The sequence below is a fragment of the Microbacterium sp. NPDC077644 genome (assembly GCF_040702785.1).
Lineage (GTDB): Bacteria > Actinomycetota > Actinomycetes > Actinomycetales > Microbacteriaceae > Microbacterium.
The window spans coordinates 1,180,879-1,194,314 of the sequence record NZ_JBFBME010000001.1 but is presented as its reverse complement, the minus strand read 5'-3'; the positions used below and the strand labels follow the sequence as shown (position 1 = coordinate 1,194,314).

The 13,436-nt window shown below is 68.7% G+C and carries 14 protein-coding genes and 1 tRNA gene; 10 read left to right on the top strand and 5 right to left on the bottom strand.

Annotated elements, in window-relative coordinates:
- Positions 1–2: 2 nt before the first annotated feature.
- On the bottom strand, positions 3–659 hold the full coding sequence (locus tag AB0269_RS05780; protein WP_366210275.1) for a hypothetical protein: 657 nt from the start codon (positions 657–659) through the stop codon (positions 3–5).
- 200 nt (positions 660–859) lie between these two features.
- Between AB0269_RS05780 and leuA the strand changes: the two genes are divergently transcribed.
- The 3 genes from leuA to AB0269_RS05765 are packed head-to-tail and all read left to right on the top strand — an operon-like array spanning position 860 to position 4,188.
- A complete protein-coding gene (gene leuA / locus AB0269_RS05775; protein ID WP_366210274.1) occupies positions 860–2,614 on the top strand; it encodes a 2-isopropylmalate synthase in 1,755 nt (584 codons plus the stop codon).
- Positions 2,615–2,650: 36 nt separating this feature from the next.
- On the top strand, positions 2,651–3,391 hold the full coding sequence (recO, locus tag AB0269_RS05770; RefSeq protein WP_227530848.1) for a DNA repair protein RecO: 741 nt from the start codon (positions 2,651–2,653) through the stop codon (positions 3,389–3,391).
- Entirely contained in the window at positions 3,388–4,188 is an 801-nt protein-coding gene (locus tag AB0269_RS05765; RefSeq protein ID WP_366210273.1) for an isoprenyl transferase, read from the top strand. The genes recO and AB0269_RS05765 overlap by 4 nt, the downstream gene beginning before the upstream one ends.
- 124 nt (positions 4,189–4,312) lie before the next feature.
- Here the strand turns inward: AB0269_RS05765 and AB0269_RS05760 are convergent, their stop codons facing one another.
- Positions 4,313–4,444, bottom strand: coding sequence for a hypothetical protein (locus AB0269_RS05760; protein WP_366210272.1), 132 nt, complete (start codon positions 4,442–4,444; stop codon positions 4,313–4,315).
- A gap of 53 nt (positions 4,445–4,497) precedes the next feature.
- On the opposite strand from AB0269_RS05760, the gene AB0269_RS05755 reads away from it, so the two are divergent.
- Positions 4,498–5,184 (top strand): DsbA family oxidoreductase, encoded by a 687-nt coding sequence (locus AB0269_RS05755; RefSeq protein ID WP_366210271.1) that lies wholly within the window; start codon positions 4,498–4,500, stop codon positions 5,182–5,184.
- Positions 5,185–5,190: 6 nt separating this feature from the next.
- Here AB0269_RS05755 and AB0269_RS05750 read toward each other — a convergent pair whose 3' ends face one another.
- Positions 5,191–5,715, bottom strand: coding sequence for a glutathione peroxidase (locus AB0269_RS05750; RefSeq protein WP_366210270.1), 525 nt, complete (start codon positions 5,713–5,715; stop codon positions 5,191–5,193).
- Between the two features lie 62 nt (positions 5,716–5,777).
- Here AB0269_RS05750 and dusB point away from each other — a divergent pair, with 62 nt between their 5' ends.
- The 5 genes from dusB (at position 5,778) to AB0269_RS05725 (ending at position 11,098) form a co-directional block, all read left to right on the top strand.
- Positions 5,778–6,932 carry a tRNA dihydrouridine synthase DusB gene (gene dusB, locus AB0269_RS05745; RefSeq protein WP_366210269.1) on the top strand — a complete coding sequence of 385 codons (1,155 nt, stop codon included), beginning with the start codon at positions 5,778–5,780 and terminating at the stop codon, positions 6,930–6,932.
- Positions 6,922–8,286: a deoxyguanosinetriphosphate triphosphohydrolase gene (locus AB0269_RS05740; RefSeq protein WP_366210268.1), complete on the top strand. Its 1,365-nt coding sequence runs from the start codon at positions 6,922–6,924 to the stop codon at positions 8,284–8,286. The genes dusB and AB0269_RS05740 overlap by 11 nt, the downstream gene beginning before the upstream one ends.
- The gene (dnaG, locus tag AB0269_RS05735; protein WP_366210267.1) at positions 8,286–10,136 is read left to right on the top strand and encodes a DNA primase; all 1,851 of its coding nucleotides are present in this window, start codon (positions 8,286–8,288) and stop codon (positions 10,134–10,136) included. The genes AB0269_RS05740 and dnaG overlap by 1 nt, the downstream gene beginning before the upstream one ends.
- A 14-nt stretch (positions 10,137–10,150) precedes the next feature.
- Positions 10,151–10,927 carry an ATP-binding cassette domain-containing protein gene (locus AB0269_RS05730; RefSeq protein ID WP_366210266.1) on the top strand — a complete coding sequence of 259 codons (777 nt, stop codon included), beginning with the start codon at positions 10,151–10,153 and terminating at the stop codon, positions 10,925–10,927.
- 95 nt (positions 10,928–11,022) lie between these two features.
- Positions 11,023–11,098 (top strand) — tRNA-Asn (locus tag AB0269_RS05725).
- A gap of 52 nt (positions 11,099–11,150) precedes the next feature.
- Here AB0269_RS05725 and AB0269_RS05720 read toward each other — a convergent pair.
- The gene (locus AB0269_RS05720) at positions 11,151–11,690 is read right to left on the bottom strand and encodes a septum formation family protein (RefSeq protein ID WP_366210265.1); all 540 of its coding nucleotides are present in this window, start codon (positions 11,688–11,690) and stop codon (positions 11,151–11,153) included.
- A gap of 56 nt (positions 11,691–11,746) precedes the next feature.
- Positions 11,747–12,313 carry a peptide deformylase gene (gene def / locus AB0269_RS05715; RefSeq protein ID WP_366210264.1) on the bottom strand — a complete coding sequence of 189 codons (567 nt, stop codon included), beginning with the start codon at positions 12,311–12,313 and terminating at the stop codon, positions 11,747–11,749.
- 61 nt (positions 12,314–12,374) lie between these two features.
- Between def and AB0269_RS05710 the strand changes: the two genes are divergently transcribed.
- Positions 12,375–13,373 carry a DMT family transporter gene (locus AB0269_RS05710; RefSeq protein WP_366210514.1) on the top strand — a complete coding sequence of 333 codons (999 nt, stop codon included), beginning with the start codon at positions 12,375–12,377 and terminating at the stop codon, positions 13,371–13,373.
- Positions 13,374–13,436 lie beyond the last annotated feature (63 nt).

The following is a 13,436-nucleotide window of genomic DNA, read 5'->3' as shown; positions in this document are numbered from 1 at the left end:
GGTCAGCCAGCGACGATCTCGTGGAGAGCGGAGCGGATGATCACCACGCCCTGGCCGTAGTCCTCGTCGGCCGCGGCCTGGAGGGTGCCGTCGTCCCAGACGACATCCACCCACAGGCGGCCCTTCTCGGGTAATGAGCCGAGATAGACGCTGCCGTCGTCGCCGAAGACCGCGGGCAGGCCGTCCTGGATCGCGATCAACTCCGATTCGGGCGTGCTGCCGGGCTCACCGCCGGTGGGATCCTCGGGTGCGATCGGGTCGTGCAGCGCGAGGAGCAGGGGCGGCTGGGTCACGGTGAAGGTCTCACCGTCGTACGTGCCGGTGATGGCGTAGGCGCCCCACGCGACGTCGCCGCTGCTCTCTGATCCCTCGATTCCGTCCCACGACCATCCGGAGATCGGGATGCCGGAGCACTGCGGGGGATAGGACTCCGCGACGGCGCCCAGGCACAGCTCGATGGAGCCGCCGATGTCCATCACCGTCCCGGATGCCTGAACCTCGCCGTCCGGCGGAGCGGGATTCGCCGTCTCGAGGGCGCTGCCCGGAGCATCCGAACTCGTGGGCGGCGCCGCTGCCGGCCCGCCCGCGCAGGCGCTCAGAGTGAGCATTCCGACAAGGGATGCGGCGACCGCGGCGCCGAGGATGCGCTTTCTGCTCATACTGAACAGTGTCGCCCGGCATCCGATCGTCTCAGACCGGTGTGCGCGACGGCATTCGACCCTGTTACGATCAGTCCATGCGCTTCGGCGGTCTGCTTCTTCTTAGCTGCCGCGACGAGTCCTCAAACTAGGGCCTTCCTCGTCGCGGCGCTTGTGCTGGCCCGATCATTCAGATCCGAGATGTAGAGAAGAAGCCCATCATGAAGAACCACCAGCGCCCGTCCGCGATGCCGATCCACAAGTACCGGCCGTTCCACGAGCAGATCGCGGTCGACCTGCCCGACCGCACGTGGCCCGCCCAGCGCATCACCGAAGCACCCCGCTGGTGCGCGGTCGACCTGCGCGACGGCAATCAGGCCCTCATCGACCCGATGTCCCCCGAGCGCAAGCGGGTGATGTTCGAACTGCTCGTCGGCATGGGTTACAAGGAGATCGAGGTCGGCTTCCCGTCGGCGAGCCAGACCGACTTCGACTTCGTGCGCCAGCTGATCGAGGACGACCTCATCCCTGATGACGTGACCATCCAGGTGCTGACGCAGGCGCGCGAGCACCTGATCGAGCGCACCTACGAGGCGATCGCCGGGGCCAAGCAGGCCATCGTGCACCTGTACAACTCGACGAGCATCCTGCAGCGCGATGTCGTGTTCCGCACCGACAAGCAGGGCATCATCGACATCGCCCTCGAAGGCGCGCGGCTGTGCAGGAAGTACGAGAAGACCGTGCCGGGCACCGAGGTGTACTACGAGTACTCGCCCGAGTCGTACACCGGCACCGAGCTGGAGTTCGCGGTCGACATCTGCAACCAGGTGATCGAGATCTTCGAGCCGACGCCCGACCGCAAGGTGATCATCAACCTGCCGGCGACCGTCGAGATGGCGACGCCGAACGTCTACGCCGACTCGATCGAGTGGATGGGCCGCCACCTGAACCACCGCGAGAACATCATCCTCTCGCTGCACCCGCACAACGACCGCGGCACCGCCGTGGCCGCCGCCGAGCTCGGCTACATGGCGGGCGCGGACCGCATCGAGGGATGCCTGTTCGGCAACGGCGAGCGCACCGGCAACGTCGATCTGGTCGCCCTGGGCGTCAACCTCTTCACGCAGGGCATCGACCCGCAGATCGACTTCAGCGATATCGACCAGGTCAAGCGCACGGTCGAGTACTGCAACCAGCTGCCTGTTCCCGAGCGCAGCCCCTGGGCGGGCGACCTAGTGTTCACGGCGTTCAGCGGATCGCACCAGGACGCGATCAAGAAGGGCTTCGAGGCGAGGGACGCCCGGGCAGCCGCCGAGGGCAGGACCGTCGACGAGATCGAATGGGCCGTGCCGTATCTGCCGATCGACCCGAAGGACCTGGGTCGCTCGTACGAGGCCGTCATCCGCGTGAACTCCCAGTCCGGCAAGGGCGGTGTCGCATACCTGCTCAAGACCGACCATGCGATCGATCTGCCCCGCAAGCTCCAGATCGAGTTCTCGGGCGTCGTGCAGTCCAAGACCGACAGCGAGGGCGGCGAGGTCACGAGCGACCAGATCTGGTCGATCTTCCACGACGAGTACCTGCCTGCCGAGGACGTGGACGCCAAGTGGGGCCGGTTCGAGCTGCTGGCCACGCAGACGCGCAGCGACATGTCCGGCGAGGTCGCGCTCGACGTGGTCGTCCGCGACGGCGACGACCAGCACAGCGTCACGGCCCAGGGCAACGGCCCGATCGCCGCGTTCATCGAGGTGCTGCGCGGCCAGGGCTTCGACATCACCCTGTACGACTACGTCGAGCACGCTCTCAGTGCGGGTGGCGACGCGCAGGCGGCGGCCTACGTCGAGCTGCAGGTCGACGACCAGCGCCTGTGGGGCGTCGGCATCGACGGCGACATCTCGACCGCGTCGCTCAAGGCGCTCGTGTCGGGCGTGAACCGTGCGATCCGCACCCGGGAGCAGCAGCTCGCCGCCGTGTGAGCCCCGGGTGTCCGCCAGGCGGAGGATAATCGAGGGGTGCCCACCTATCGAGACGAAGCGGTGATCCTGCGCACCCACAAGCTCGGTGAGGCGGATCGCATCGTCACCATGCTCTCGCGCCGCAACGGCAAGATCCGTGCGGTCGCGAAGGGCGTGCGGCGCACGTCGTCGAAGTTCGGCTCGCGGCTCGAGCCGTTCATGGTGGCGGACGTGCAGCTGTACCAGGGGCGCTCGCTCGACATCGTCCAGCAGGCCGAGTCGCTCGGCGCCTACGGCAGCGAGATCGCCGCGCACTACGAGCGGTTCACGTCGGCCAGTGCGATGGTCGAGACCGCAGACCGTCTGAGCGATGCCGAGGCGACTCCGGAGCAGTACCTGCTGCTCGTCGGAGGGCTGCGGGCGCTGTCGCGCGGCGAGCACGACGCGCGCAGCATCCTGGACTCCTACCTGCTGCGCGTCATGGCGCTCTCGGGCTGGGCGCCGGCTCTGGAGGACTGCGCCCGGTGCGCAGCTCCCGGGCCGCACCGGAACTTCGTCGTGCAGCTGGGGGGACTGGTGTGCGGCGACTGCGCGGCCGCCGGTGCGCCGCGGGTCGCCGAATCGACGCTGGCTCTGCTGCGCGCGCTGATCCGCGGCGACTGGGATGCCGTGGATGCTGCGCCCGCAGCCGACACGGCGGCCGCATCCGGCCTCGTGTCGGCGTACACGCAGTTCCACCTCGAGCGCGGCATCCGCTCGCTCGCGCACGTCGGATCCGACCGGGAGGGAACCCGTTGAGCCCGAAGCCGTACACGCACAAGGATGCCGTGGCCTACCGCCCGCTGGACTGGACGAACATCCACCCGCCGGCGTTCCCGAAGGTGCCGGAGCACGTAGCGATCGTCATGGACGGCAACGGGCGCTGGGCGAACAAGCGGGGACTAACGCGCATCCAGGGGCACAAGGCGGGGGAGGAGGTGCTCCTCGACGTCGTCGCCGGGGCGATCCAGGCGGGCGTCAAGCATCTGTCGGTCTACGCCTTCTCGACCGAGAACTGGGCCCGTTCCCCCGAGGAGGTCCGCTTCCTCATGGGATACAACCGCGACGTGCTGCATCGCCGCCGCGATCAGCTCAACGAGTGGGGCGTGCGCGTGCGCTGGGCGGGACGCAAGCCGCGGCTGTGGGGATCGGTCATCAAGGAGCTGCAGTACGCCGAGAAGCTCACCGAGGGCAACGACGTGCTGACGCTGACGATGTGCGTGAACTACGGCGGGCGGGTCGAGCTCGTCGACGCCATGCGCTCTCTGGCGGGTGAGGTCGCCGCAGGGCGCCTGAAGCCCAACGCCATCAGCGAGAAGATGATCCGCCGCAACCTGTACGTCCCCGACATGCCGGACGTGGATCTGTTCCTGCGGTCGTCGGGGGAGCAGCGCACCTCGAACTTCCTGCTCTGGCAGGCCGCGTACGCCGAGATGGTGTTCCTCGACACCCTGTGGCCGGACTTCTCGCGCGAGGAGCTGTGGCGGGCGATCGAGATCTACCTGTCGCGCGACCGCCGCTTCGGCGGCGCGGTGGACGCCCCGGATCCCGCCTGAGCTCTGCCGCCGCCTCGCCGGGGCCGTCACTGCGGCACGGATGCAGGGAGGTTTCACGAATGCAGGGTGAAACGCCGTCGGATGCCGCTGCATCCGTTCGATCGCCCTGCAAGAGTGCGTGCGGCTACGAGTTGCGCAGCCACCGCTCGGTCTCGCGGGGATGCCGCAGGCGCACGATCGTGAGATGCGGGAACTGCTCCTGCTTCTCCGGCACCCGCTCGGGCCGGAACGGCAGCGGATCGTCGGCGGTGAGCATCCGAAGATGCTATCAACGGAATACGTCGCGCCTGTGCGAGCGTTGCATCTGTTGTGAGCGAACCCATCTCCATCGACATCTGGTCCGACATCGCCTGCCCGTGGTGCTACATCGGCAAGCGCAATCTTGAAGCCGGCCTCGCGGCCACAGCATCCGATGATGACGCCCCGCAGGTGAACATCACCTTCCACTCGTTCGAGCTCTCGCCCGACACCCCCGTCGACTTCGACGGCGACGAACTCGACTTCCTCGCCGGGCACAAGGGCATGCCCCGCGAGCAGGTCGCCCAGATGCTCGACAACGTCACGAACGTCGCGAAGAACGCGGGCCTCGAGTACCGCTTCGACCTGCTGAAGCACACGAACACCGTGAAGGCGCACGAACTGCTCCACCACGCAAAGTCCGAAGGGCTGCAGCACGAGATGGAGGAGCGGCTGATGTCCGCGTACTTCACCGAGGGCAAGCACGTCGGCCGCATCGACGACCTCGTCGAGCTCGCGGTCGAGGTGGGGCTCGATGCCGACGCCACCCGCGACGCGCTCGACAACGACAGGCATCTGCCCGCCGTGCGCCAGGACCAGGCGCAGGCCCGCGCCTACGGCATCCAGGGTGTGCCGTTCTTCGTCATCGACGGGCAGTACGGCATCTCCGGCGCCCAGCCGCCGGAGGCGTTCGCGAACGTCCTCCGCGACCTGTGGTCCAAGCGCGGCGCGCCCGCCGAGGAGCAGCCGGCGGGCTGACCGGCGTCAGCGAGTCAGGGCGCCCTCGATCGCCTCGACGATCTCGGGGGCGTCCGGCCTCTGCTTCGGCCGGAAGCGCTTGACCGAGCCGTCGGGCATCACGAGGAACTTCTCGAAGTTCCACTCCACACGTCCGGCCTTGCCGCCGGCGTCCGGCGTCTGCTTGAGCTCCTTGTACAGGTCCACGGCCCCCCGGCCGTTCACCTTCACCTTGTCGCCCAGGGGGAACGTGACTCCGTAGGTCGTCGAGCAGAACTCCTGGATCTGCTCCATCGATCCCGGCTCCTGGCCCATGAACTGGTTGCACGGGAAGCCGACGACGCTGAATCCGCGGTCGCCGTACGTCCGCTGCAGCTGCTCGAGCTGCTCGTACTGCGGGGTCAGACCGCACTTGGACGCCACGTTGACGACGAGCACGACGTCGGCGCCGAGGTCGTCGAGGGTCTTCTCGGATCCGTCAGCATCCGTGAACGGGATCTGGCGCACGTTGACTTCAGAGACAGCGGTGTCGGGAGCAGAGGATTCGGTCATATCCACAGACTACGTCCGCCATGCGGCACCGGGCGCCGCGAGGATGGGAGAATGGTATGGAAATGACTATTGCCGCAGCCCCCGCCCGCGCCCTGAAGATCGGCCCGATCGAACTCGACGTGCCGGTCGTCCTCGCACCCATGGCGGGCATCACGAACACGGCGTTCCGGCGCCTATGCCGCGAGTACGGCGCCGGCCTCTACGTCAGCGAGATGATCACCTCGCGCGCGCTCGTCGAGCGCAACGACACGACGATGCGTCTGATCCGCCACCACGAGTCCGAGACCCCGCGGTCGATCCAGCTCTACGGCGTGGATCCTGCGACGATCGCCGAAGCAGTCCGCATCATCGTCGCCGAGGACCACGCAGACCACATCGACCTGAACTTCGGATGCCCCGTCCCCAAGGTCACCCGCAAGGGCGGGGGAGCGGCGCTGCCGTGGAAGACCAGCCTGTTCGCCGAGATCGTCTACCAGGCTGTGAAGGCCGCGGGTCCCCTGCCGCTCACCGTGAAGATGCGCAAGGGCATCGACCCCGATCACCTCACGTTCCTCGACGCCGGCCGCGCGGCCGAGGACGCCGGGGCCGCAGCCGTCGCGCTGCACGCCAGGACGGCGAGCGAGTTCTATTCGGGGCACGCCGACTGGAGCGCCATCGGCGAGCTCAAGCAGGCGGTCACCAGCATCCCGGTGCTCGGCAACGGCGACATCTGGTCGGCCGACGATGCGGTGCGCATGATGGCCGAGACCGACTGCGACGGCGTCGTCGTCGGACGCGGATGCCTCGGCCGTCCGTGGCTGTTCGGAGACCTCGCGACAGCGTTCGGCGCCGAGGCCCACCCGGTCGACGCGACCCTCGGATTCGTCGCCGACGCGTTCCGCCGGCACGCCGAGCTGCTCGTCGACTTCTTCGACGACGAGGACCACGGATGCCGTGACATCCGCAAGCACGTCGCGTGGTACTTCAAGGGCTACCCGGTCGGCAGCGACATCCGCACGGGGCTCGCCACGGCACAGAGCCTCGCGCACATCGACGAGCTGCTCGGGCAGCTCGACCGTGATGCGCCGTATCCCGGCGCGGATGCCGAGGGGCAGCGCGGACGTGCCGGCAGGCCCAAGCGTCCGGCGCTGCCGGACAAGTGGTTGGAGTCGCGCGAGGTCGCGGCCGAGACCGGTGAGATGCTGCGAGGTGCGGAGATCGAGAACAGTGGCGGTTGAGGGCTACGGCGCGCACGACGCCGAGCGATTCTTCACCCAGACCCACCGATCCGAGCGCGACGACTTCGCGCGCGACCGCGCGCGGGTCCTGCACTCCGCCGCCCTGCGGCGCCTCGCCGCGAAGACCCAGGTGCTCAGCCCCGCCAGCACCGCCGACTTCGCGCGCAACCGGCTGACCCATTCGCTCGAGGTCGCCCAGGTCGGCCGCGAACTCGCCGCAGCGCTCGGCGTCTCGGCGGACGTCGTCGACACCGCGTGCCTGAGCCACGACCTCGGTCACCCGCCGTTCGGTCACAACGGCGAGCGTGCGCTGAACGATTGGGCCGAGCCCATCGGCGGGTTCGAGGGCAATGCGCAGTCCCTGCGCATCCTCACCCGGCTCGAGGCGAAGGTGCTCGATGACGACGGCCACTCCGTCGGGCTGAACCTCACCAGGGCGAGCCTCGACGCCACGTGCAAGTACCCCTGGACCGTCGACAGCCCGGTGCCCGATCCCGGCGGGCGCCTGAAGTTCGGCGTGTACCCCGAGGACGAGGCGGTGTTCCGCTGGATGCGCGAGGGCGCCCCCGGGCGCCTGCGCTGCATCGAGGCCGAGATCATGGATCTCTCCGACGACATCGGCTACTCGGTGCACGACTTCGAGGACGCCATCGTCAACGGCTACCTCGACGTCGCCCAGCTGTCCGACCCTGCAGAGCATCACGCGCTGGTCAGCCGCGTTCAGCAGTGGGTCGGCTACGACTTCACCCGCGAAGAGCTCGCCGACGGTCTGTACCGCCTGACCCGGCAGCCGATGTGGCTGAAGTCGTTCGACCGCTCCCGACAGGATCTCGCCCGGCTGAAGAACCTCACCAGCGACCTGATCGGCCGGTTCGCGCGGGCCGCGGTGACCGCGACCCGCGAGGCGTACCCCGGGCCGTCGCTGGTCCGCTACAACGCGCACGTCGTCGTTCCCCGTGTCGTCGAGGCCGAGATCGCCGTGCTCAAGGGCATCATGGGACAGGCGATCGTCACGATCGACGCCCGGAAGGGCGTGTACAAGGAGCAGCGCCGGGTGCTGCGGCGCCTCGCGGATGCCCTCTGGTCGACGGACGCCCTGTGGAACGCGGGCGCCGATGTGCTCGAGCCGGCCTTCGCAGCCGATTTCGTGGCCGCCGAGACGGATGCCGAACGCGCCAGGGTGGTCGTGGATCAGATCGCGAGCCTCACGGATCAGACGGCGCTGGATTGGCACAGCAGGCTGGTCGGCGACATCGATCCGGCCGAGGTCGGGATCTGGACGCCGCGCACGGCGCGTTCGGGATCGCGCCCGCACCCGCATGCGCCGGTTCGGCTGGTCGAAGGCGCGCACTGATGCCCCGCATCCGCCAGGCCGACGTCGACGAGGTCAAGTCGCGCACGAACATCGCCGACATCGTCGGAGAACGCGTCGCCCTGAAGTCGGCCGGCGTCGGATCGATGAAGGGGCTGTGCCCGTTCCACGACGAGAAGAGCCCGAGCTTCCACGTGCGCCCGCAGGCGGGGTACTACCACTGCTTCGGATGCGGCGAGTCGGGCGACGTCTACTCGTTCCTGCGCGCCATGGACCACGTGAGCTTCACCGAGGCCGTCGAGCGCCTCGCCGGGCGCCTCGGCTACACGCTGCACTACGAGGACGGCGGAGCGGCGCCCGAGACGAGCGGCCGCAGCCGGCTGTACGCCGCCAACACGGCGGCTGCGGAGTTCTTCCGCGGCCAGCTGCTCACGGCCGAGGCCGAGACCGCACGGCGCTTCCTGGGGGAGCGCGGCTTCGACGCCGGGGCCGCGGCGCATTTCGGCGTCGGATACGCGCCGCGCGGCTGGGACGGGATGCTGAAGGCCCTCACCGCTCAGGGATTCAGCCGTGATGAGCTGCTCGGCGCCGGTGTCGTCTCGCAGGGGCAGCGCGGGGTGTACGACCGGTTCCGCGGCAGGCTCGTGTGGCCGATCCGCGACGTGACGGGGCAGACCATCGGGTTCGGCGCCCGCAAGCTCTACGACGACGACCAGGGGCCGAAGTACCTGAACACGCCCGAGACGATCATCTACAAGAAGGCGCAGGTGCTCTACGGGCTCGACCTCGCCAAGCGGGACATCTCGCGCGGCGAACCCCGTCGCGTGGTCGTGGTCGAGGGATACACCGACGTCATGGCCTGCCACCTCGCCGGTGTCACCACGGCCATCGCGACATGCGGCACGGCATTCGGCGCCGAGCACATCAAAGTGCTGCGCCGTGTGATGGGGGATGACTCCAGCTCGGGCGAGGTCGTCTTCACGTTCGACGGCGACGAGGCGGGACAGAAGGCGGCGCTGCGCGCATTCAGCGAAGACGACCGCTTCAACGCCCAGACCTTCGTCGCCGTCGCGCCGGACGGTCTCGACCCGTGCGACCTGCGCCTGCAGCGCGGGGATGCCGCCGTCCGCGGCCTCATGGACGCGAAGGTGCCGATGTTCGAGTTCGCGATCGATCGCAAGCTCCAGGGCTTCGACCTCGCGACCGTCGAGGGGCAGGTCGGAGCGCTTCGGGCTGCGGCCCCGATCGTGGCGGAGATCCGGGATCGGCTCCTGCGGCCCGGCTACGAGCGCGTGCTCGCGCGTCGGCTGGGCATGGACCCCACCGAAGTGCACGCCGAGGTCGAACGCGCCGCGCGCGGCGCCGGCGCGGCCAAGCCGAAGCAGGAGGCTCCCCGCGAGCAGACGGACGCACCGGCGGTGCCGACGGTGACGCTGGCGAGCCTGCCGCGCACCGCTGACGTCGCCGTCGAGCGCGGCATGATCATGGGTGCGCTGCAGTACGGCCATCAGGTCGATCAGTCGATGCTGGCACGAGCGCTGGAGGCGCCCTTCAGGCATCCGGCGCTCGAGGCGATCCGCGAGACGATCGCCGCCGTGCCCGACCGCACGCGGGTCGGCTGGGCCATGGATGCCGTGAACAGCGTCCGCGAGCCGTATCGCGCCCTGGCGGGGGAGCTCTTGATGAGTCCCTTCCCCGCGAAGGACGAGGCGGGCGCCGTCGCGTCGACGGCGGATCTGTCGCGCCGCATGATCGTCCGCGGGCTGGAGCGCGAGAAGCACGAACTGCTCGGTGCGATCCAGCGGGTGCCGGCGGACTCCGACGGCGGGCGTGCGCTGCGCGTGCGGTTGCGCGACATCGACGCCGAACGACAGCGCTTCGCCGAGTCGTAGGGGAGGATGGGGGGATGGCTCGCCATCCCGCTCCGGACCATCTGATCGACTGCTCGGATCTCGTCATCGACAGGATCGGGCACAGCGCACCCACGCGCGCCGTCGACGGGGTGACCTTCGTGCTCCCTCCGGGCGAGCTCATCTGCGTCGCCGGCCCGACAGGCTCGGGAAAGTCCACTCTGGTGGCCGCACTCGCCGGCTCCACAGACCCGTCGGTGCGGATCGCCGGCGGCAGCGCCGAGGTCTGCGGCGTGAACGTCCGCAAGCCCGGCCGCAGGCACCGGGAGCTCACCTACCTCACCGGATACATCCCGCAGGGCGCCGGTGCGAATCTGCCTCCGACGCTCACCGTCAGCGATGTGATCGCCGAGCCCATCCTCATCCGCGAGAAGCGCGTGAACAGCAGGGCGCTGTCGATCCGCATCGCGACCCTGCTCGACGAGCTGCACTTGCCGCTGGGTGTGGCGGCGAAGTTCCCCTACGAGCTCAGCGCCGGGATGCGCCAGCGCGTCGCGATCGCCAGGGCGTTCGTGCTCGAGCCCAAGGTGCTCATCGCCGATGAGCCGCTTGCGAACCTCGACCTCGAGGTGCGCCCTGTCGTCTTCGACGCGATCACCCGGCGCCGCAAGGAGCATGGGATGGGCGCTCTGCTCGTCACCAACGACGCGGCGTTCATCCGTGAGCTCGATGCCGAGACGCTCATGCTCAAGAGCGGTCACGTCGTCGCCAGAGGCGTCGGCAAGGACCTGCTGTGGGTGCCGAACGCGGAGGCGGATTCGCGTGCCGGGTGAGCGCGAGCGGACACGCCCGACCGGGGCCGCCGATGTCACGAGCACGGTTCGGAGTTTGCTAAGCTAGTCGAGTTGCCCCGCGCAGCGGAGCACATTCCTCGGTAGCTCAATTGGCAGAGCAGCCGGCTGTTAACCGGCAGGTTCTTGGTTCGAGTCCAAGCCGGGGAGCCAATGCAGAAGGCCCCGTCGTCACGACGGGGCCTTCTGCATTCCTCGGGTCGGATCAGACCGCGGCATCCTTCAGCGATCCGGTGACCTCGAGCTGGGTCTGGCCCGTGGAGTCCTCGGGGTCGGGCTTGTAGATGACGCACTGGACAATCCGGTCGTTGGCCTGCGTCCAGGTCTCCTCGGTCGGGGTGATCCACCAGAAGTCGAGGGTCGAATCCGCCCACTCCACGCCGACGAAGTCCGCGAACGCCGGAACGCACTCGGCCTCGACCGCGGCCGTGATCTCGTCGTCGCTCGGCAGGTCGCCGTCCTCCAGCTCGAACTCGTAGAACACCTCGTCGGTGTGCGGCTTCGAGCACGGCACGACGTCGAGATCGGTGATCTCGCCGGTCGTGTCGGTGGCGGGCATGCAGTCGCCCACCTTGAGGGAGAAGACGTCGATGTTCGCCCCCTCGGTGACGTTGCCGTCGTCATCGCGCTGTGCGTCGTTGCCGCCGCCCAGGATGCCGCTGAGCGCGCTGCAGCCGGTGAGCGCGAGGCTCAGCGCCACGGCAGAGCCTGCGAGCGCCAGTGAGCGCTTGGTGCGCATCTTCATGATCGATCCCCTCCGGAGTGTGTGACAGGCGAAGCTGTGAATCGCCCGTGCACAGCCTATCCCTCGAGATCGTCGATTCCGGGCGTCCAACTGGCGCCCGGTCGCCCCCAGCCGCGCTTGCGGGCGATCTTCTGCACGGTCTTCCAGTCGCCGTCGGAGAGTCGATCGACGTAGAGGATGCCGTCGAGGTGGTCGAACTCGTGCTGCATGATGCGCGCCCGCCATCCGTCCACCTCGATGCGGACGCCGGCGCCGTCGAGATCGGTCCCGGTGACGAGCACCCGATCCGCGCGCCGCAGCGCGAAGCGCTCACCGGGGAACGACAGGCACCCCTCGGACTCCTCGTCGGGGTCAGGCGCACCGGGCTCGGGAGGCGACATCCACAGCACCGGGTTGATGATCGCACCGCGCCACGGGTTGTCCTCGTCGTCGACATAGGAGTACGTGTAGATGCGGAGCGGCTGACCGACCTGCGGGGCCGCGAGGCCGACGCCGGGAGCGGCATCCATCGTCTCGAACATGTCGGCGACGAGCGTGCGGATCTCGTCGGTGATCTCCTCGACGGCGGATGCAGGGGAGTGCAGGACAGGATCGCCCATGATGCGAATCGGTAGAACAGCCACGCCACAACCCTACTGGCCGCGCATCGCCGGGTAAGGTTCTACTGTGAGCGCGGGGGTGTGGATGTCGGTGGAGGAGGTCAGCGATCAGCTGGTCGGGGCGTTCCAGAACCCGGCACTGCTCCTCGGCATCCCGCTGGCTCTCGCCGGTGCCGTCTTCATGTCTCTCGGAGCGCAGTACCAGCACCGTGGCGTCACCAAGGTCGAGCGCCTGAGCGGCTCGGCAGGCACGAGCGGGCTCAGCTTCGATCAGATCAAGGGGCTGCTCACCCGCCCGTCCTGGATCCTCGGCACGCTCATGCTCGGGCTCGCGATCGTCTGCCAGTTGTCCGCGCTCGCGATCGCGCCCCTCATCGTCGTGCAGCCGCTCGGCGCGATCGCCCTCGTGATCACGACGCTCCTCAACGCCCGCGTCTCCGGACACACGCCGACCAAGCGCTCGTTGACGTCGATCTTCGCCTGCGTCGGCGGGATCTTCCTGTTCGTCTTCCTCGCCGCGATCTTCGCCACAGAGAAGGACGTCACGACCGAGAACCTGTTCGTGATCCTCACGACGCTGCTCGTCGTGATCATCGTCCTGGGCGCGTGCTGGCTGATCCTGCGCCACCGCATGCGCGCGCTGTTCTACGTGATCGGAGCGGGCGTCCTGTACGGCTTCGTCGCCACGCTCGCGAAGGTCATCATCAAGCGCCTGCAGGCGGAGAACTTCGACTGGCTCACACTCGTCTGCGTGATCGCGCTGATCGCGGCCGCCGCCGTGGGCGCCTACTTCGTGCAGACGGCGTACAGCTCCGGCCCGCCCGATCTGGTGATCGCCGGCCTCACCGTCGTCGACCCGATCGTCGCGGTCGTCATCGGCATCGTCGTCCTCGGCGAAGCCGCCGCCGCGCCGGTGTGGGCGCTGATCGCGTTCGTGGCCATCGGCGCGGTCGCCGTGTGGGGCGTCGTCGGACTCGCGCGCTACCACCCGCAGGTGCTCAGCGAGAGTCAGGAGCTCGGCATCACGCGCGGCAGCGACGGCGAGGCCGGCGACCCTTCGACGGGCTCAGGGATCGGGCGCTGACGCTCACGGGTCGGACGCTGACGTTCAGCGATCGGACGCTGACGTTCAGCGATCGGACGCTGA